General features: G+C 62.5%; 20 protein-coding genes and 1 pseudogene. 14 read left to right on the top strand and 7 right to left on the bottom strand.

Annotation, left to right across the window (positions count from 1 at the left end):
• Positions 1 to 61: 61 nt before the first annotated feature.
• The 3 genes from rfbB to ONR57_RS23270 all read right to left on the bottom strand — a co-directional run bounded on the left by rfbB (position 62) and on the right by ONR57_RS23270 (position 3,011).
• Positions 62 to 1,051, bottom strand: coding sequence for a dTDP-glucose 4,6-dehydratase (gene rfbB / locus ONR57_RS04785; RefSeq protein WP_265121865.1), 990 nt, complete (start codon positions 1,049 to 1,051; stop codon positions 62 to 64).
• A 109-nt stretch (positions 1,052 to 1,160) separates the two neighbouring features.
• Complete coding sequence (locus tag ONR57_RS04780) at positions 1,161 to 1,826, bottom strand: response regulator transcription factor (protein ID WP_265121864.1); 666 nt, start codon at positions 1,824 to 1,826, stop codon at positions 1,161 to 1,163.
• 9 nt (positions 1,827 to 1,835) lie between these two features.
• A complete protein-coding gene (locus ONR57_RS23270) occupies positions 1,836 to 3,011 on the bottom strand; it encodes a sensor histidine kinase (protein ID WP_265121863.1) in 1,176 nt (391 codons plus the stop codon).
• A 166-nt stretch (positions 3,012 to 3,177) separates the two neighbouring features.
• Between ONR57_RS23270 and ONR57_RS04770 the strand changes: the two genes are divergently transcribed.
• The 4 genes from ONR57_RS04770 (at position 3,178) to rfbC (ending at position 6,801) form a co-directional block, all read left to right on the top strand.
• On the top strand, positions 3,178 to 3,852 hold the full coding sequence (locus tag ONR57_RS04770; RefSeq protein WP_265121862.1) for a phospholipase A2: 675 nt from the start codon (positions 3,178 to 3,180) through the stop codon (positions 3,850 to 3,852).
• A gap of 71 nt (positions 3,853 to 3,923) precedes the next feature.
• On the top strand, positions 3,924 to 5,288 hold the full coding sequence (locus ONR57_RS04765) for an alpha/beta-hydrolase family protein (RefSeq protein WP_265121861.1): 1,365 nt from the start codon (positions 3,924 to 3,926) through the stop codon (positions 5,286 to 5,288).
• Between the two features lie 57 nt (positions 5,289 to 5,345).
• Entirely contained in the window at positions 5,346 to 6,227 is an 882-nt protein-coding gene (rfbA, locus tag ONR57_RS04760) for a glucose-1-phosphate thymidylyltransferase RfbA (RefSeq protein ID WP_265121860.1), read from the top strand.
• On the top strand, positions 6,214 to 6,801 hold the full coding sequence (rfbC, locus tag ONR57_RS04755) for a dTDP-4-dehydrorhamnose 3,5-epimerase (RefSeq protein ID WP_265121859.1): 588 nt from the start codon (positions 6,214 to 6,216) through the stop codon (positions 6,799 to 6,801). The genes rfbA and rfbC overlap by 14 nt, the downstream gene beginning before the upstream one ends.
• A gap of 8 nt (positions 6,802 to 6,809) precedes the next feature.
• On the opposite strand, the gene ONR57_RS04750 is transcribed toward rfbC, so the two are convergent.
• Positions 6,810 to 7,391, bottom strand: a complete 582-nt coding sequence (locus ONR57_RS04750) for a TetR/AcrR family transcriptional regulator (protein ID WP_265121858.1) — start codon at positions 7,389 to 7,391, stop codon at positions 6,810 to 6,812.
• Between the two features lie 83 nt (positions 7,392 to 7,474).
• Between ONR57_RS04750 and ONR57_RS04745 the strand changes: the two genes are divergently transcribed.
• A complete protein-coding gene (locus tag ONR57_RS04745) occupies positions 7,475 to 8,695 on the top strand; it encodes an MFS transporter (protein ID WP_265121856.1) in 1,221 nt (406 codons plus the stop codon).
• Positions 8,696 to 8,794: 99 nt separating this feature from the next.
• A complete protein-coding gene (locus ONR57_RS04740; protein ID WP_265121855.1) occupies positions 8,795 to 9,349 on the top strand; it encodes a Uma2 family endonuclease in 555 nt (184 codons plus the stop codon).
• Here the strand turns inward: ONR57_RS04740 and ONR57_RS04735 are convergent.
• Complete coding sequence (locus tag ONR57_RS04735) at positions 9,346 to 9,813, bottom strand: GtrA family protein (RefSeq protein ID WP_308198647.1); 468 nt, start codon at positions 9,811 to 9,813, stop codon at positions 9,346 to 9,348. The genes ONR57_RS04740 and ONR57_RS04735 overlap by 4 nt on opposite strands.
• A 110-nt stretch (positions 9,814 to 9,923) precedes the next feature.
• Between ONR57_RS04735 and ONR57_RS04730 the strand changes: the two genes are divergently transcribed.
• From ONR57_RS04730 to ONR57_RS04715, 4 genes are read left to right on the top strand one after another with little or no spacing between them, the layout of a single operon-like run.
• Positions 9,924 to 10,439: an SRPBCC domain-containing protein gene (locus ONR57_RS04730; protein ID WP_265121854.1), complete on the top strand. Its 516-nt coding sequence runs from the start codon at positions 9,924 to 9,926 to the stop codon at positions 10,437 to 10,439.
• A complete protein-coding gene (locus ONR57_RS04725; RefSeq protein ID WP_265121853.1) occupies positions 10,436 to 10,975 on the top strand; it encodes a TetR/AcrR family transcriptional regulator in 540 nt (179 codons plus the stop codon). Before ONR57_RS04730 ends, ONR57_RS04725 begins: the two co-directional genes overlap by 4 nt.
• Before the next feature lie 52 nt (positions 10,976 to 11,027).
• Positions 11,028 to 12,464: an FAD-binding oxidoreductase gene (locus ONR57_RS04720; RefSeq protein ID WP_265121852.1), complete on the top strand. Its 1,437-nt coding sequence runs from the start codon at positions 11,028 to 11,030 to the stop codon at positions 12,462 to 12,464.
• On the top strand, positions 12,461 to 13,216 hold the full coding sequence (locus tag ONR57_RS04715; RefSeq protein WP_265121851.1) for a decaprenylphospho-beta-D-erythro-pentofuranosid-2-ulose 2-reductase: 756 nt from the start codon (positions 12,461 to 12,463) through the stop codon (positions 13,214 to 13,216). The genes ONR57_RS04720 and ONR57_RS04715 overlap by 4 nt, the downstream gene beginning before the upstream one ends.
• An 8-nt stretch (positions 13,217 to 13,224) precedes the next feature.
• On the opposite strand, the gene ONR57_RS04710 is transcribed toward ONR57_RS04715, so the two are convergent.
• On the bottom strand, positions 13,225 to 14,070 hold the full coding sequence (locus ONR57_RS04710; RefSeq protein ID WP_265121850.1) for a universal stress protein: 846 nt from the start codon (positions 14,068 to 14,070) through the stop codon (positions 13,225 to 13,227).
• Positions 14,071 to 14,114: 44 nt separating this feature from the next.
• Here ONR57_RS04710 and ONR57_RS04705 point away from each other — a divergent pair, with 44 nt between their 5' ends.
• Together ONR57_RS04705 and ONR57_RS04700 are read left to right on the top strand one after the other, a co-directional pair.
• Positions 14,115 to 15,596, top strand: coding sequence for a potassium/proton antiporter (locus ONR57_RS04705; protein ID WP_265121849.1), 1,482 nt, complete (start codon positions 14,115 to 14,117; stop codon positions 15,594 to 15,596).
• A gap of 232 nt (positions 15,597 to 15,828) precedes the next feature.
• Positions 15,829 to 17,265, top strand: coding sequence for a sugar porter family MFS transporter (locus tag ONR57_RS04700; RefSeq protein ID WP_265121848.1), 1,437 nt, complete (start codon positions 15,829 to 15,831; stop codon positions 17,263 to 17,265).
• 56 nt (positions 17,266 to 17,321) lie between these two features.
• On the opposite strand, the gene ONR57_RS04695 is transcribed toward ONR57_RS04700, so the two are convergent.
• Complete coding sequence (locus ONR57_RS04695; RefSeq protein ID WP_265121847.1) at positions 17,322 to 17,855, bottom strand: hypothetical protein; 534 nt, start codon at positions 17,853 to 17,855, stop codon at positions 17,322 to 17,324.
• Between the two features lie 170 nt (positions 17,856 to 18,025).
• On the opposite strand from ONR57_RS04695, the gene ONR57_RS04690 reads away from it, so the two are divergent.
• Both ONR57_RS04690 and ONR57_RS04685 read left to right on the top strand, forming a co-directional pair.
• Positions 18,026 to 18,244 carry a hypothetical protein gene (locus tag ONR57_RS04690; RefSeq protein WP_265121846.1) on the top strand — a complete coding sequence of 73 codons (219 nt, stop codon included), beginning with the start codon at positions 18,026 to 18,028 and terminating at the stop codon, positions 18,242 to 18,244.
• Between the two features lie 67 nt (positions 18,245 to 18,311).
• Positions 18,312 to 18,900, top strand: a pseudogene (locus ONR57_RS04685) (arabinosyltransferase); the annotation flags it as partial.

Genomic DNA, 18,900 nt, shown 5'->3' with positions numbered 1-18,900 from the left:
AACAGCAACCATTTTTATCTAGGCGCCGAAATTATGCCAATCGGACAGTCCCACCCGCGCTCTACCCAGCGCCGTACGCCCGCTCGGTCGCCTCTTTGAAGGGTTGCCACCAGTCCTTATTGCGCTGGTACCAATCGATCGTTGCAGCGAGGCCGTCTCGGAAGTCGCGAAACTCTGGTTCCCAGCCGAGTTCACTCCGCAGCTTCCCCGAGTCGATGGCGTAGCGCAGGTCGTGCCCGGGACGGTCAGCAACACAGTCGAAGCCCGCTGGTTCCCTCCCCATCAGTTCAAGAACCAGGGCGAGAACCTCTCGATTCGACTTTTCGCCGTCCGCTCCGATCAGATATGTCTCGCCCGCGATTCCCTTCTCGAGGATCGTCCACACCGCGCGATTATGGTCGTCGACATGAATCCAGTCCCGGACGTTTCGGCCCTCTCCGTACAGTTTGGGGCGCAAACCACTGAGGATATTGGTGATCTGGCGAGGAATGAACTTTTCGACGTGCTGGTAGGGCCCGTAGTTATTCGAGCAGTTGGAGATTGTGGCATTCACTCCGAACGAGCGCACCCACGCTCGAACGAGCAGATCAGCCGAGGCCTTGGAGGATGAGTATGGGCTCGAAGGATTGTAGGGGGTGGCTTCGGTGAAGCGTTGCGGATCGTCGATCTCAAGGTCCCCGAATACTTCGTCCGTCGAGATGTGATGCAACCGGACACCGTGCGCGCGCACGGCCTCTAACAGCGCGAATGTTCCATTGATGTTGGTCGTGATGAACGGCGCTGGCCCCCGCAGCGAGTTGTCGTTGTGTGATTCTGCCGCGAAATGCACTACCGCATCACACTCTCCGACGAGGCGGTGCATCAGGTCGACATCGGCGACATCGCCTTTGACAAACTCAATTCTGTTTGCGACCGGTGCCAGCGATTCCCGGTGTCCGGCATACGTCAGTTTGTCGACCACAGTGACCTGCACGTCGGGGCGCTCGCGAACCGTCAGGTGCACGAAGTTCGCGCCGATGAACCCGGCGCCACCGGTAATCAGCAGCCGCACATCCACTCCGCTCCGCCGTATTCGCACGGCACTCTGTCAAATCCAAGCAACGTCAGATCCACGGATCGTCAACCGCATTGTTCCGTCCTGTGAGAGATTCTCGCTGTCGTCATCCCGGAGTGACCAGCCCGGATTCGTAGGCAGCCACCACCGCCTGGGCGCGATCCCGCAGGTTCAGTTTGGACAGCACATTGCTGACGTGCGTTTTCACCGTCTGCTCGGCAACGACGAGCGCGTCTGCGATTTCCGCGTTGCTCATGCCATGCGCGACGAGTTCAAGCACCTCACGTTCCCTGGGGGTAAGCCCAGCGAGCCGGACCCGATGGTTTCGCGGGGCAGCACGGCGTTTCGTGACGTCCGCAATCAGCCTGCGCGTCACCGAAGGCGCGAGCAGCGCCTCGCCCGCAGCAACCACGCGGACACCGCGGACCAGTTCTTCAGCGGTCGCGTCCTTCAGCAGAAATCCGCTGGCACCCGCAGCCAGCGCCTCATAGACGTAGTCATCCACGTCGAAAGTAGTGAGCATCAGCACTTTGACGTGACCCCGCACTGAGCTTGCCCGCATAATGCGCCGAGTAGCCTCAAGTCCGTCCATTACGGGCATCCGAACGTCCATCAGAACCACGTCTGGCTGCAACCGCTGCACCGCATCAACCGCAGCCGAGCCGTTCGCTGCGTCACCAACGACGATCATGTCGTCTTGCGCGGCAAGGAGCGCCCCAAAACCTTGTCGCACCATGGCCTGGTCGTCCGCGATGAACAGCTTGATCGTCACGGTGCAACCCTATGCTGGTGCGGCAGGAAGTGGCGGACGCATCTCAACAGGCAGCGACGCTCGCACCTCAAAGCTGCCTTTCGCTGTTGGACCTGCCCGGAACTCGCCTCCCGCACTGAGCGCGCGCTCATTCATGCCTGCGATGCCGTTACCAGGCACTCCGTGCAGCGGCGCGGTCAGTTTGTTCGCAATGACCGCGTCAACAGTGTCGTCGCGGTACGTAATCGTCACACGGACAGGTGCGCCCTGCGCGTGCCGAGTCGCATTTGCGAGAGCCTCCTGGACGATGCGGTAAAGGCTCATCCCAATCAGTGCGCTCACATGGGCGGGCGGTTCGCCGCTGATGGTCCACGAGACGGGGACGCCCGCGCGCTTCGTGCTGGCAAGCAACTCTTCAATGTCCGGAACACCGGGCTGCGGGGCGCGCTGGGCGGCGGACGCGGGCTCACGCAGCACACCGAGCAGGCCACGAACTTCCATCAGCGCCTCGCGCGCAGTCGTAGCGATTGATGAGAACTCGCTGCGCACGTCAGGAGAAACTTCACTCAATCGGTATGGCGCGCTCTCAGCTTGCACCACCACGAGGGACATCTGATGCGCGACGACGTCATGGAGGTCCCGAGCGATACGCGCGCGCTCTTCAAGGATGATGCGGCGCTCGCGTTCCGCTTCACGCATGCGTGACTCGTCCGAAAGCTGGACCCGGGAAAGCACCAGGCTGCGCAGCAGTACTCCCACCACAACCAGCGCGGTGACTCCCAGCGTCAAACCTTCAGAAGCAGCTGGGCCCTGATCGAAGATCGCGAGCGTGAACGCCCACGCGATAATGCTGATCCACACGCGCCGCTGCATCGCCACGGCGCCTGCCAGCACGAAGAGCACGATCACGTGCACGACCTGCCAGGGAATTGGCCAGTCAGGCAGCGGGGTAATCCGCATCGGAACGATGATCGCCCACAGGGCGGCGGCGCCGAAAGCGACGACCGGCGATCGCCGCGCGAAAAACACGGGTCCTGCTGTCAATGCCGCGACCACTGGCTGCACGCCCAGTGGCACATCATGGGTCAGCTGAAGCGTCGCCCAGGAAACGACGAAAAGGATGGTCGTGGTTACGCCCAGGAGCACGTCGATCCACAGCGCGCTTCTCGTGCGAAACGATGCACGCATTCTCGATACGGCTGCCACAGACATACCGTACGCAGCCACCCGCGATTGTGCCTCCCACTACAGAGCTATCCCACTCTGGTACCGGGGTACTACCACGGTACCAATGTCACCGAGTGGTATCACCGCGTTTTTCCGCCGGGAAGGTGATGTTCCAGCGGGTCCGTGAACCATAGTTTCGCTCCCCATGAGAGATCCAGCTCCAGCGAGTTCCGCGTCGGTGCGGGCCGCGCGGCGACGCATGTTCGCCGGGTTTGTCGTGTTGACCGCGCTGACTTTTTACGCTGTTGCACCGGTGCGCGCGGCAGCCACAGATCGCGAGGCCCCACCCACCCACGCCCGGGACGCGATCGATGCGTTCACCGCGCAATCCCCGGCCGAGGACAACTGGTGGCCCGACGCCTTTCCTGCCGTAGCGGGCTACACACCGAAACGGATCGACGACTACTGGGTCAATCCAGACGGGGACTGCTCGTCGCCCGTGCCACTGCCGCCCGAGTTCACCGACGCGTGCCGTGAGCACGACCTTGGGTACGACCTTCTGCGTTACGGCGCGGAGACCAATGAGCCCCTGCCACCGACCGCCAGGCTGCGGATCGACGACGTATTCGCCGAACGGCTCGCAGACAGCTGCAGCACCGCAACAACACCCGCCCCCGCGTGCGCCACCGCCGCCGCTGTCGCCGCGACCGCGGTCCGAGCGAACTCATTGCGGCAAGGACTGGGTGTCCCCATTCATGAGCCCTGGTTGCCGATTCATCTGATCGGTCTGGGGGCGGCGCTCGCACTGGCCCTGGTCAGCGCCCGCCCGCGTAAGCAGGAACTCCGGCGCCTCCTGGGAGACACCCCTACCCGACCCTGAGACGGGCGGTCTCCAAGACCCGGGCCTGGCCCGGTGCCGCTTTGCTTTCTGGCACAGAAGGATTACTCACTATGGCTGTAACGCAGCTTCACCGAAAAACCCCCACGCCGGCACACCCCGTCGGAACGGTTGCTGCTGGTGTGACCACGCCCTGGTTCATGGCGCACTCCGGTCCGATTGCTGCGATCGCTCTGGGGGTTGCGCTGTCGCTGACTCCCGGGGTGCTGCCGCGCGCGTGGCCGATGCAGGCCGTGGTTACGGCCCTCTTCGTCGTCGCGGCCCTGGTTCTGCTCGCAGGTGTCCGGCGGTTCAGGTGTGGTTTCGCACCCCTTGCCGGTGCCGCAGCAGCCGGTATCTCGGTATTTGCTGCGCTGGGCGCGCTTTGGTTCAACTGGAGCTGGCAGAACCTGCTGCGGACGGAAATGGGGATGCCGACGATCGGTGTGACCCACTGGACGCTCACCGCAGTGACAACTGCCGCGCTGACCGGCCTTGTCGTCGTCACGGCACGTAACGTGCCACGCGTATTCGTTCCGCTCAGGCGCGGAGTCGTTGCCACCATTGCGTCCGTTGCCGTTGTGTACACGTTTGTCCTGCCGCTGGGCAACACGGTTGTCACGCGCTCAGTGCAACCGGCAGGCTTAGCCATTCCGGCATCGGTGGCGGGGAACCCGTCGCTCGCTGGCAGCACAGCGTCACTGGTGCGCTGGGACGAGCTCGGCAGCCACGGTCAGCGCTTCGTTTCGAACGCGACCACCTCCGTGCGCGTCTACGCTGGACCGCTGTCCGCGGCAACTGTCGACGATCGGGCTCGTCTTGTCGGTGCTGAGCTCGAGCGGGCCGGCGGACTTCGCAAGGAGCATCTGGTGCTTGCGTTTCCCACAGGCAGCGGCTGGCTTGACGCGAACGCGCTCGACGCAATGGAAGCCCGATTCGGTGCGGACCTAGCGATCGCGGCCATGGCGTACTCGCAAAGACCGAGCTGGATGAGCTACCTGTTCGGAAGATCGGAAGCAGAAGCGGCAGCAGTAGCGTTCGCGCGGGAAATTTCGCACCAGATCCGCAACATCCCGGCCGACGACCGTCCAAACATCTATCTCTATGGTCTGAGCATGGGGGCAGTTGCGGGCGCCTCAGCCCTCGCCGCCCTGACGGGCTTCGCTCCAGAAATCGAGACGTGCGGGGCACTGTGGGCTGGCCCGCCACCGGGTGTTGACCGCACAACCGTACGCACCGCCCTCGTCGAGAACCCCACGGACCCGGTCACGCTGTGGCAACCGAATCTTCTGTTTCAGCCCGCGCCGGAACTACATGTGTGGCTTCCCGTTATCAGTTATCTGCAGGTCAGCGCTGATCTAGCCAATTCACTCGCGGCTAGCCCAGGTTTTGGACACCGGTACGGCAGCGAGCAAGGCTCTATGCTTCCGGGCTGCTGAATCGCCACCGTTCGGGGTGGTTCTTGATTCACGACGCGAACCTGACACGATGGCTGCATGCGGGGAATCATCCTGGCGGGCGGCACAGGTTCACGGCTGCACCCGATCACGTTGGGCGTCAGTAAACAATTGCTGCCTGTCTATGACAAGCCGATGATCTATTACCCGCTTTCCACGCTGATGATGGCGGGGATTCAGGACATTCTTGTCATCACCACTCCGCACGATCAGGCTCAGTTTCAGCGGCTGCTCGGTGATGGCTCGCAGTTCGGCATCAATCTGACGTACGTCGTTCAGGAGAAACCTCAGGGGCTGGCACAAGCTTTTACGCTCGGTGCCGAGCACATCGGTATTGATTCAGTCGCGCTGATTTTGGGTGACAATATTTTCTACGGACCTGGTACCGGCACTAGCCTGAAACGTTTCCATGGTCTTGATGGCGGTTTCGTGTTCGGGTATCGGGTTTCGGATCCGTCCGCCTATGGGGTCATCGAATTCGGCCCAGACGGGCGTGCATTGTCGCTCGAAGAAAAGCCTGCGAAGCCGAAGTCGCACTACGCCGTGCCGGGACTCTACTTTTACGACAACGACGTCGTCAGCATCGCCCGCGCCCTCGAGCCGTCAGCGCGGGGAGAATACGAGATTACCGATATCAATCTCGAATATCTTCGTGCTGGAAGGCTTTCGGTGGAATGCCTGGGCCGCGGCACCGCCTGGCTTGACACAGGGACTTTCGACTCGTTCCTCGAAGCATGCAACTTTGTACGAACGATCGAGCACCGACAGGGCCTCAAAATCAGCGCTCCAGAAGAAGTGGCCTGGCGCTGCGGTTACATCGACGATGCCGCCCTTGAGCGTCTTGCGCACTCGTTGATGAAGTCTGGATACGGCAGCTACCTGCTGGAACTTCTCGAAGGGGATGGCAATGGAGTTTCGTGAGCTGAAGATTCCCGGCGCCTGGGAGGTGACACCGCGGCAGTTCTCGGACGATCGCGGGGTGTTTCTCGAATGGTTCAAGCAAGACGTATTCATTGAAGCCACCGGCCAGCCGTTCGAACTTGTTCAGGCGAACTGGTCTGTTTCCGGCGAGGGCGTGCTTCGCGGAATCCATTTCGCGGACATACCGCCGGGGCAAGCGAAATACGTGACGTGTGTACGCGGCGCGCTTCTCGACGTCGTCGTGGACATTCGGGTCGGCTCACCGACATTCGGCCAGTGGGACAGTGTGCTGCTCGACGACTTGTCGAAACGCGCTGTGTTTATAGAGGCGGGCCTCGGCCATGCCTTTTTCTCGCTCGATAACGATTCGACGGCCCTCTACCTCTGCACGAGCGGTTACAACCCGAAAGCAGAACACGGCATCAACCCACTCGACCCGCAAATCGGCATTGCCTGGCCGCACATCGGCCATACCGGGCGACCACTCGATCCGGTCCTCTCGGATAAGGACGCAGCGGCGCCGACGCTGAAAGAAGCCCACGAACAGGGACTGTTGCCATCGTTCCGCGCGTGAGGGGCGCGTCAGTCGCTGCTGTGGGCTCGGGCTGCTGCGTGGGCCAGGCGACGGCCGGCATCGATCGGTGACTGGGGGGAGCCGCGGAGGAATCCGGTCAGGGCCCCGCTGTAGGCCAGGAGCACTTCATCGGCCAGGTCCTGGGCGCGTGCCCCGGCAAGCGGGCGAGACAGGTGCAGGAGACGGTCGGCGAGCAGGGCTGTGTCACCGGTCAGCACCTCGCTGATCTCCTCCGCGGCCTCGGGGAACTCGGTGGCCGCAGCCAGGAAGGCGCACCACCGTGAGGGATGACGCTGGTCGCCCCGGTAGGAGGCCAGAGCGTCGAAGACCGCGAGCAACCGATCCAAGTCATTGTCGGCCGCAACGATGTGCTGGTCCCAGACCGCCCGCCAGTCTGCCAGCCGGACACGCAGGGCCTCGGCAACCAAGGCGTCCTTGCTGCCGAAGTGCGCATACAAGGTGGCCGCCGAGACCTCCGCCTGACGCAGCAACTCATCAACGGGCGTGTCCCGGATACCGCGTTCGAACAGCACGCGATCGGCGGCCTCGAGCAGCCGGGTGCGCGCAGGGATTCGCTGGGCGGTGGTCATCCCCCCAGTGTAAGGAGCACCGGGACAGAACGACCGTTCTGGTGTAGCGTAACGCCCGTTATGGAGGTCCTCCTGACAGAGGTTTGCAATGCAGTCAGCGACTCCACGGCACTGCGCCAATCGAGGAGGTAACGATGGCCCTCTCCGCAGGCGGCCGGATCGGACTAGCCGGAGCGTTGGTGGTTGGGGTCGCCTTCGGCATGGCCCGCTACGCCTACGGTCTGACGCTGCCCAGTATCCGGGCCGACCTGGGACTTTCCGAGCTGCTGCTCGGCTTCATCTCCAGCGCAACGTTCGCGGGTTACCTTGCCGGCCTGCTGCTGGCGGGGCGACTCGCTGCCCGTTTCGGTTCACGTGCCCCGACGACCGTGGGCGGGATCTGCGGCGCCCTGGGGGCGGTGATCGTGACGCTCGCCGAGCCCTCGGGGCTGCTCGCAGTCGGTGTAGTCCTGGCCGGCAGCGCCGGCGGTTTGGTATGGGCGCCCTACTCCGACATCGTGACCCGTTCCGTCCCTTTGCAGCAGCAGCCCGGAGCGTTGGCGATCATCACCACCGGCACCAGCGGCGGGCTGGTGCTACTGGGTGGGCTGGCCGTCCTGGCAGTACTGGGTTCCTGGCGGCTGGCCTGGGCCGGTATCGCCCTGGCTGCGGTGGCCTCCGCACTCGTGAACCTGCGCCTCGTGCCGAAAGCCAGGCCGGACCCGCGCCCGGCCACACGGGCCGGTTCATCCTCGCTGGCCCGGACACTTCGCGTCCCGGGCGCCTACTCCGTGGCCTACTTCGCGGTCATTGTCATCTACTTCACCTACGCCGCCGACGTACTCGAGCGTGGCGCCCTTCCGGCGGCAGCCGTTCCGATGCTCTACGCGGCCATCGGGTTCTGCGGCATGGTGGGCGTGGCGACCGGGGCCTTCGCGCAGCGGCTGGGCAGCGTGCGGGTCGCAGCGCTGTGTCTCGTGACGGTTGGTGTGGCACTGGCGCTGCTCGGGCTGGCCACTGACTCCCTGACCGCCACGGCGGCCTCGGCGTGCATCTTCGGCGTGGGGTACATGACAGGATCGGCGGTCCTCGCGGTCTGGACCGCCGAGCTGGCACCCGAGCGCGCCGGCGCGGCGTTTACTGCCTGCCTGATTGTGGGGGCCCTGAGCTCGGTCACCGCACCGGCCCTGGCTGGTGCAGTGATCCCCGACCTGGGCCTGGGGGTCCTGCTCCTCCTTACCGCCACAGTGTCACTGCTCAGCGGGGTGGCACTGATGCTGCACGGGTCCGCCCGAAAGGTGAGGGTCGGCGAAACCAGGCCGTGACGACACGAGCCCTGCACGTCGTCGACGCACACACCCCGCATTGCGATGAGCCACTAATCTTAAGTCTGACGTTTCACACGCGGCTGGAGGCAACACACCATGGCGAGCGCGCATTCGGCGCGGCTGCTGTCACTGGAAGACTGGAATGCACTTCCGGAAGACAACACTGCCCGCATCGAACTCCAGGAAGGCGTGCTGATTGTGAGCCCGAAACCACAGCGGCAGCATCAGCGCGCCGCAGCACGGATCTGGAAGCAGCTTGATTCGCAGCTTCCGCTTGGGTTCGAAGCCCTCCTCGACTTCGAAGTTGTGGTCGAGGCAGCATTTCCTGCAACGGTCCGCGTGCCGGATGTGGTCGTGACCCGTACCGACGGGCCCGAAAAGCGTGTGGCTGCAACCGATGTTCTCATCGCGGTCGAAGTTGTTTCGCCCGGGTCAAAGCGCACGGATACTGTGACGAAGCGATCGGAGTATGCAGAAGCGGGGATCCCGCACTACTGGGTTGTCGATCTCGATGAGCCGGTGACTGTTGCAGCGCTGCACCTTGCTGGAGACTTCGGTTACCAGGAGGCGCCCGCCGTCCGGGGAACGTTCGCCACGGCTGAACCCTTTCCGCTCACCCTGGAGCTGGACGGACTCGCCGCGGCCCGTTAGTGGATCTTGAAGATCACCGTACGCTGGACGATGAAGTTGATCACCGTAGCGGTGCCCTGCGCTATGACGAAGGCAACGGGCACCCGCCACCACGCATCCGCGGGGAAGTAGTGGTACAGCGCGGTTGAAATGCCGACCTGCAGCGCGAATGTCACACCGTAAAGCGCGACGACCGCAAAGAACCGCGCATTGCTGTGCGGCGCCTTGAATGTCCAGCGGCGATTGATCATGTACGCGGTGGTGGTGCCGAGGATGAAGCTGATCGACTTGGCCAGCCAAAACGGCAGCCCGAAAGCCAGGAAGGCCAACAGGGTGCCGAAGTCGACGATTGCGGACAGTCCGCCCGTCACACCGAACCGGAAAACCTGCGTCGTTAGAGGTACGTCTGCGGTGCTCGTGTACTCATCGAGCGGAAGCTCGACGGGCAGCGGCGTCTCGTGATGTTCCTCGGACGGTGATGTCACGAGGTGAGAGTAGCGCGCGCCGCTGATTCGGCGGCGCAACTGTCGCCACCTTGCGTGGCTAACACTGTTAGCTCATACTAGAGGCTAACAGTGTTAGCTGAGGAGGGGTTATGCGAATCATCAAGGTCATCATCGGCGTCGTTGGTGTTGTCGTTCTCATCGCGGTCGGCAGCTACGCCTGGACTGCCATCACGAAACCGCAGATCGAAACTTCGATCGTCATCGACGCCGACGCCGGTGCCGTTTGGGATGTGCTCACCGATTTTGACCGGTACAGCGAATGGAATCCGTTTATCATCGAGTCACGTGGCACTGCGGCAGTCGGCACGCAGTTGACCAACACGCTGCTTAACGGCACGAGCGAGATGACGTTCACACCCACGATCACAGTTGCTGACGCCGGCCGAGAACTGCGCTGGCTTGGGCAATTCCCCGTCCCAGGCATCATCGACGGGGAGCACTATTTCCTCATCGAATCCCTCGGCAGCGGCCAGGTACGGTTCGTACATGGAGAACACTTCCGCGGCGCTCTCGTTCCATTCGCAGGCGGCGCCCTCGACGTTGAGGACGGATTTGCCGCGATGAACGAGGCACTCAAACAGCGAGTGGAGGCGCGCGCTCAGTGACACCCCAGCCGCCCCCGTTATCGGCGCGCGCCCGGGAAATCACCCGATGCGCGCGCCGACTCGTGGAGGCTCACGGGTGGGACGCCGTGACGATGCGCGTGCTTGCCGCTGAACTCGGCATCAAGGCACCCTCGCTATACAAACACTTCCGTAACCGTGATGCCCTGCGCGCCGCCCTCATCACCGACGCTCTGGCCGAAACCGGGGAACGCCTCCACGCGGCACTTCAGCAAGAACATTCGATAGCCGCGCTGCTGCACGAATACCGGCAACTGGCCCAGTCCAGTCCCAACATGTACCGGCTTGCCACGGTCGGCGAAATGCCGCGCAGCGATCTCCCCGATGGCCTCGAAGAATGGGCGGGGGAACCGTTCTTCCTCGTAACGAACGACCCCCACCTTGCTCAAGCGCTGTGGTCTTACGCACACGGAATGGCGATCCTGGAGATCGACAATCGCTACCCGCCAGGTTCAGAACTTGACCAGACGTGGGAGAAGGGCATCCAGGCTTTCGTCAGTTCCTTAAGCGGAGACTGAGATTGGCCTGTCACACACAACCGGGCACCCGGGGCGAGTAACCTCTACCTCGATGTCAACGACTGCCAAATCGGACGGCGCGGGTTTCAGCCCGGAGTTGCCGACCCACACAACGACGCTGATGGGCTGGGCGCGCACGGCGCCAACGACTGCCCACGTGCTTTCGACGCCGGACGTCGAGCTGATCGCCAAAGCTGTTCGCATGGCGAGTGAGCGCGCGGATGGCAAGAAGCCGGACTATCTGAAGCGCGGGATCATCGCCCGCGGGCTAGGCCGCTCCTACGGCGATCCCGCACAGAACGCCGGCGGGCTCGTGATCGACATGAATCCGCTGAACAAGATCCATTCAATCGATGCTGACACGCAGTTAGTCGACGTCGACGCGGGCGTGAACCTCGACCAGCTAATGAAGGCGGCGCTGCCTTTCGGACTGTGGGTTCCCGTGCTTCCCGGCACCCGTCAGGTGACGATTGGCGGTGCGATTGGCTCGGATATTCACGGAAAGAACCATCACAGTGCCGGTAGTTTCGGCAACCATGTGGTGTCGATGGACCTGCTGACAGCTGACGGTCAAGTCCGCACCCTCACCCCGCACGGCAAGAACTCTGAGCTGTTTTGGGCAACGGTCGGCGGTCAGGGGCTCACGGGCATCATCTTGCGTGCCGTCATTAAGATGACACCCACCGAGACCGCATATTTCATCGCTGATGGCGACCGCACCCGCAATCTCGACGAAACGATTGCCCTGCACAGCGATGGCAGTGAGGACGAGTACGACTACTCGTCGGGCTGGTTCGACGCGATTTCGACAGGGCCGAAACTGGGACGGGCAGCGATCTCCCGGGGGTCGCTCGCGAAGCTCGATCAGCTACCGAAGAAGCTGCAGAAGAATCCGCTGAAGTTTGACGCGCCGACGCTGATGACCCTGCCGGACATCTTCCCCAACGGGATGGGTAACAAGTTCACGTTCAGCATGCTCGGCGAGGTGTGGTACCAGAAGTCGGGCACGTACCGGAACAAGGTTCAGAACCTGACGCAGTTCTACCACCCGCTCGATTTGTTCGGTGAATGGAACCGCGCCTACGGCACCACGGGCTTCCTGCAGTACCAGTTCATCGTGCCGCTCAGCGCCGTTGAAGAGTTCCGCAGAATCATCCACGACATCGCTCACTCTGGGCACTATTCGTTCCTCAACGTGTTCAAACGCTTTGGCCCGGGCAACGACGCCCCGCTGTCGTTCCCGATGCCCGGCTGGAACATCTGCGTGGACTTCCCTATCAAACCTCGACTGCATGAACTCGTGACCGACCTTGACCGGCGTGTTCTCGAAATGGGCGGCCGCCTGTATCTGGCGAAAGATTCCCGCACCAGCGCTGAAACCTTCCACGCAATGTATCCGCGGATCGACGAGTGGATCAAAATACGACGGTCCGTCGACCCGAATGGTGTGTTTACCTCCGATCTCGCGCGAAGGCTGGAACTCCTATGATCGATGCTGTTGGCAACCCAAAATCAATCCTGTTGCTTGGTGGTAACTCCGACATCGCCCTCGCGATCGCTGAGGAGTATCTCGCGGCCGGACCCGCACGCGTGGTGCTCGCCGCGCGACCCTCAGACCGGCGTGAAGCGTCCGCGAGCCGCCTGCGCCACATGGGCGCGACCGTAGTGCTGGTCGACTTTGACGCGCTGGATTCGGCAAGCCACGAGAAGTCCCTCGACGAAGCCTTCTCAGGGGGAGACATCGACGTGGCGGTCGTGGCATTCGGCGTTCTCGGCGATGCCGAGGAGATGTGGCAGGACCAGGGCAAAGCTGTCGAACTTGCCACCGTCAACTACACGGCTGCTGTTTCTGCGGGTGTTCTGCTCGGCGACAAGATGAAAGCACAGGGATACGGACGAATCATCGCGCTCTCATCCGTTGCCGGTGAACGAGTGCGCCGGTCGAACTTTGTGTATGGCTCCAGCAAAGCTGGCTTCGATGGCTTCTTCTTGGGACTCGGGGAGGCGCTGCGGCCATTCGGCGTCGTCGTCACCGTAGTGCGGCCAGGCATGGTGCGCACGAAGATGACCGACGGGATGGACGACGCCCCTATGACGATTACCGCAGAAGAAGTCGCCCGAATCGCGGTCAAAGCGTCACGCAAAGGCAAGGACCTAGTGTGGGCGCCCGCACAACTCCGCCTCGTCATGTCGGCTCTGCGGCATGTGCCGCGCCCGATCTTCCGGAAGCTGCCGGTGTAATCCGGGGATCAGGAAACGTCCGGCGGCTTCGCCAGCAGCACAGGCGCTGGACTGTGCGCCAGCACAGTCGAGGTAACACCGCCCACTGCCCATCGGGTGACACCGCGGTTACGGCTGGTCAACACAGCCAGCGAGCCAGGCAACCGAGTTTGAAGGGTGCGAATACCTTCAGCAGGGTCCGTGTGCAGGATGTGCGCGTACTCCGCACGTATCCCCGAAAGCGCGACCTCTTCTGCGCGAGCGGCGAGAGACTCTTCAAATACTTGCGGCTCGTCCGGCTTGCGCGGCGAGTCGATATGCACGAGGTGCATCGTCAAGCCGAGCTGTCGCGCCCATAGCTGCGCGGTATGCAGGGCAGCTTCATCCCGGTCACTGCCGTCGAGGCAGACAATACAATCCCGGTAGCTGTCCGGTTCGAACGCAGGCTCATACTCAGGCCCCACGATAAGCACCGGGTGCGGTGATACCCGGATCACATGCTCGGTCACACTGCCGGTGACCATGCGGGAGAACCGATCCCGGTTGTGGGTCGCTAGGCAGATGACCGTACCCGGGACTTCGCTGGCCATGTGCACAAGGTGATCGCCCGCCCAGCCTGCGCTGACGCAGACCACCTCCACATCGTCATAACCCGTTTCAGCCGCAACTGTATCGATGTCCGTCGCCCACCGCCCGCGCACCGGGTCGTGCACAGTGAAAAGCTCCAGTGTCACGCTGAGCTGGCGAGCAATCTTCACTGCCGGCGTGATCGCCGCCTCCGCCTCATCAGTTCCGTCGAGCGGAACGATCAATCTCTCGATCGGGGCGGAAGGCTTGACCTTTCGCCGCCGAGACAGAGGTGGCACTTCACCCACCGGTAAGCTCCTTTCTGTCCCCGCTCAACAGCATCAAGAGGATTATGAGTATTCAATTGCCAGCGGATCGCTGGGTATTGGCAGCCGCTCTGCTGCTTATTGCCGCGATCTTGGCCGCTGGGCTAGCCCAGCGTATCCGGATGCCGGGCCTACTGCTGTTCTTGGGACTCGGCATGGTCATTTCCGATGACGGACTTGGATTGTTCTCTCTCGATGACCCCGAAATAGCGCAGGTCGTCGGTACCGTAGCACTGTTACTCATCCTTTACGAGGGGGGCCTTACTACAAAGCCGAGTGACGTGCGAAGAGCCGCTGCACCGGGTCTCCTATTGGCCACCGTGGCGGTGGTGATCACTGCGGCTCTGCTGGGCGGGGCCACTTACTTCATACTCAATGTCGACCTCCTAACGGCGCTGCTGATCGGTGCGGTCGTAGCATCCACTGACGCGGCCGCCGTGTTCGCGATGCTGCGCCGCGCCCCACTGCCCCGGAAAATGTCCGCCCTCCTCGAAGTGGAGTCGGGCGCTAACGACCCGATGGCCATCATGCTGACAGTCGGGCTTATCGCGACCTGGACTGAGTCGCCACCGACGAGCGATTGGATTTCGTTCGCCGTCACGCAGTTGGGGGGCGGATTGCTCATCGGCGCACTAGTTGGCTTTGCGGGCAGCCGACTGCTGCTCGTGACCGCGCTCGGCCCGGCTGGCGTCTACCCGGTCCTCGGCCTTGGCGTGGCCGGACTGTCCTACGGTCTCGCCGCCGCGGGTGGAGCGTCCGGCTTCCTGGCCGTTTACGTAACCGGACTGATCGTTGGTGCGCGCGTGCCGCTGCATCGGCGCGGAATCAGGACCTTTCACGAAGGGCTTGCTAACACCGCAGAGGTCGGGTTGTTTCTCATGCTCGGCATGCTGGTGTTTCCGACGAACCTCGTGGACGTCGCACTGCCTGGACTTGCCATCGCAGCTGTTCTCATCTTGGTGGCCCGCCCCATTGCGGTCCTTGCATGCCTGATTTGGTTCAGATTCACCTGGCAGGAATTGACGTTCGCCAGTTGGGTCGGATTGCGCGGCGCAGTGCCGATCTTCCTCGCAACGTTCCCCGCTGTCGCGGGCTATCCCGACGGCGATCTCATCTTCAATATGGTCTTCTTCGTCGTCCTGATATCGGCGGTTGTCCAGGGAATGAGCATCCGGACCGTCGCGGGGTGGCTCAACCTCACGCGCGAGGGCGACGTCTGGAGCCCCGTCGCGGAAGGTATCCCCATCGGGGACCTCAACGCCGAGCTTGTCGAAGTCCGGGTCACGTCGAACCTGCCGATCGCGGGGAAATACCTCAGTGAGGTAATGCCACCGCTCGGCCTGATCACAACGATCACACGCGGACCTCGGCTGCTGATGCCCACACCGCGCACAAAGCTAAGAGTGGACGACCTGGTGATCGTCGCAATGCCGCGCCGGCCCGACGCAAACAGAATCGTCACCGCGTGGGCCAAGGGTGAATCGCTGCCCGACAACGACGGCGAATGAAGCGGAAGACGCACCCCTGTTGCGGAGCATGGTGCCGTTGCGGCATCCCCCACCCCTTGACTTAGTCAGAATGTATGGACAAAGTGTTGTGACTGTAGCCATAATGTTCTAACAAAGTCCTGTGGCCCACACCGTCTCCGTCACACGTCACCCGAGCGGACGATGGAACGCAGGTTGCCCCAACTGCCCTAGGCAGCACAAGGTACTGCCGCACTCGACCGAGGAAGAATCGTTGACAACGAACAAGAACGATGCCGGCCAACATACCGGCCAACCGCAACGCAAGAAGAAGAACACGATCTTCATCTATCTTTTCGGCGCACTTGGCGGCCTCAACTGGGGCTACGACACAGGCGTTATCTCTGCGGCCCTTCTTTACATCCGTCGTGATTTCGAACTGACCAGTTTCGCCGAAGGCTGGCTCGTGGCCGCCCTGATGTTTGGCGCTGTCATCGGCGCCGCTGTCGGTGGAAAGCACTCCGACAAGTTCGGGCGCAAGAAGGTGCTGCTTGCGACCGCCGTAGTATTTATCGTTGCACCTCTGGGCATGGCGCTCGCGCCCGATGCAGGCACTCTGTTTTTCTTCCGCTTCATCGTCGGCCTCGGAGCTGGACTCGCTGCTGTCACACTGCCTGTTTTTCTGTCGGAGCTGGCACCCGCACGAATTCGCGGCAAAGTCACCGCGTTCTACGCACTCGCGATCGTCACCGGCCAGTTCATTGGTTTCCTCATCGGCTGGGCCTTCACCCCGATGGAGTCGTGGCGCTGGATGCTTGGTCTCTCCGTCATCCCCTCACTCATGTTCGCGGCCGGGCTTTTCTTCGTTTGGGAGACACCGCGCTGGCTGGTGAAGCGGGGCCGTGAGAATGAAGCCCTGACGATCCTTCTGTACGATCGCTCGCCTAATGAGGCTCAGCGCGAATTGCGTGAGATCCACGACATCGAGAAAGCCGAAGAGGCGGAGGGCGCGCAAAGCCTTAGGGCATTGACGCTTCCGTGGGTGCGACCGATCCTCATCGTGGGACTTGGCCTGGCAATACTGCAGCAGACCATGGGCATCAACACGATCATCTACTACGCACCCACGACTCTGCAGAACGTCGGATTCAGCGATCAGGCCGCGGTGGCCGCCAACCTCATCATCGGTGTCATGAATATCCTCGCCATCTGGCTCGCACTCACGTACGCCGACCGATGGGGCCGCAAGCCGCTACTCATCGCTGGTGCAATCGGTACCGCGCTGAGCTTGGGCATTCTCGCCGCGACGAACCTGCTGCTTCCCGAACCTGACGGATTCGGCCTTGTCGGAATCGTGACACTGGCGTGCATGTCCGCCTATATTTTCCTGTTCCAGATGAGCTGGGGCAGCATGGTTTGGGTAATGCTGGGAGAAATTTTCCCGCTGGGTATCCGAGCCGCCGCGATGGGTGTTGCGACCGTCTTGCTCTGGGGCGCCAACGGTGTCGTGTCCTTCGGCTTCCCACCACTACTCGAGGCGTTCGGTGTGGGCAAGCTCTTCGCCGGTTTCTCAGTCATCTGCGTAGTCGCGCTACTTTTCACCTGGCGCTGTGTTCCCGAGACCAAGGGCCGCAGCCTCGAACAAATCGAAAAGCACTTCCGCGCAAAGGCCGGGATCGCAACACCTGAGGACACGCCGCTCAGCCGCTAGCATCAATGCAGCATGAGGCCGCCTGCACACCATATCGACCGCAGGTGGCCTCGTCCTCAATGGGGAGCGGCGTTACCTTCCGGGGTCACTACCAGCCACAGTCCACCGAACCCGGTGACGTTGTGGCACTTCACCTCCCACAGCCCCTCGGCAGCATAAAAGTAGAGAGGCCAGCCGTTATACGTGACTTGCGTGGCACCGTCATCACGCGCAACCGTACCGACCAGCATTTCGTGTGCACCGGCCAGCGCCCGGGGCGCCGCTTCGGTGAGAACCGGGGGCCAGGCGCGCGCACAGTCGTCGTAACAAAGCGGACGACCGTCGGTTTCGATATCGAACAGGTAGATCGCCTGCCCATTTCCCGCGTAGAGCATGTCGCCGAATTCACTGTCTGCGACGATGATCTCTGTCGCGCCGTCATCTGCGGGCGCGGTCGCCATCTCTGGCTGTTGCGGTTCCGGAGCGGTCGGTGCCGCCTCGGTCGCGGCATTCGCATCGCGGGAACCGTTTCCGGCCGGTTCCGCGGATTCGCCACCACACGCGGCAGCGCCCGCGATAACACAAATCGCTAGTAGCGCACGTAGTCGCATACCGCACCTCCGAATATGAGATAGAGCATAACGGGCGGGCTTGTGTGCGCTCAATTGCAATGGCGTTCTGCCGAGGCGGTAGCGGTGCGAGCTCACTTCACTAGACTGGGTATTCAACGTGCAGCTCACCTGCGGGCTCACTCTCGACAGCGATGTAAGGAGGAGCACGAATGTCAGCACGCACCCCGTCCTCGCGCCGGGTGATGCCGGCCTCCCATGCGGAGGTTCCTGAGGCGGACCGGCTCGAACAAGAACTCGCCGTCACCCCCGACGAAGAAGCGTCACCGTCCCGGACGGTGAGCGCGGCGGACATCTTCGGCGCGAACGAAGCCGATGTCGCGGAGCAGCTGCAAGAGGTTCCGGACGACGAGGATTACCCACATCAATAGCATGTGCGGTGCACTGCAACGGCCCGTCGTGCGGTAAAGCAGTGCGGTACGAATACCATCGGGGATTGTGCCGAGTTCTGTTGGTTCGATCCCCGATGGTGGTGTTCGCGTAGCGCGGGTTGTTGCGCTGCTGACTGGTCTTGCCGGGTTTCTGCTCGCGGTAGCCACGCCGCTGCTGCCGGTTAACCAGACCACCGCCACGGTCAGCTGGCCCCAAGACGGCCAGACCACCAGTGTCGAAGCACCACTGATCTCCTACCTTCCCCTCGAAGTCGACGCCAGCATCCCCTGCACCGTCTTCGACGACCTCCCGCCCGAAGGCGGACTGATCGCCTCCACCATCCCGGCCGACTCGCCCGACAGCCAGCGCTTCGGACTGCAGGTCCGAAGCACCGGCAGCGAGGCTGAAGTCCTCCTGCGGAACGTGCTTGTCGCGTCTCAGCCACTCGACGCGATGAGCGACTGCGCAGAGGTCCGCATCAGTGTGACAAAAAGCCACGTGAGTACCGAGTTCACTGGCCTGGATGACGAACCGAACATCCGTGAAGGCAACCTGATGCCTTTCATGGTGGGGGTGTTTTCGGAGCTTGAGGGGCCTGCCCCTGAGGGCTTGAACATCACCATCGAGGTCGATACCCGCTTCACCACCACCCCCA

Origin of the sequence: Hoyosella sp. YIM 151337, assembly GCF_026041215.1 — a bacterium.
Classification (GTDB): domain Bacteria; phylum Actinomycetota; class Actinomycetes; order Mycobacteriales; family Mycobacteriaceae; genus Hoyosella.
This window is presented reverse-complemented; position numbering and strand designations above follow the sequence as displayed.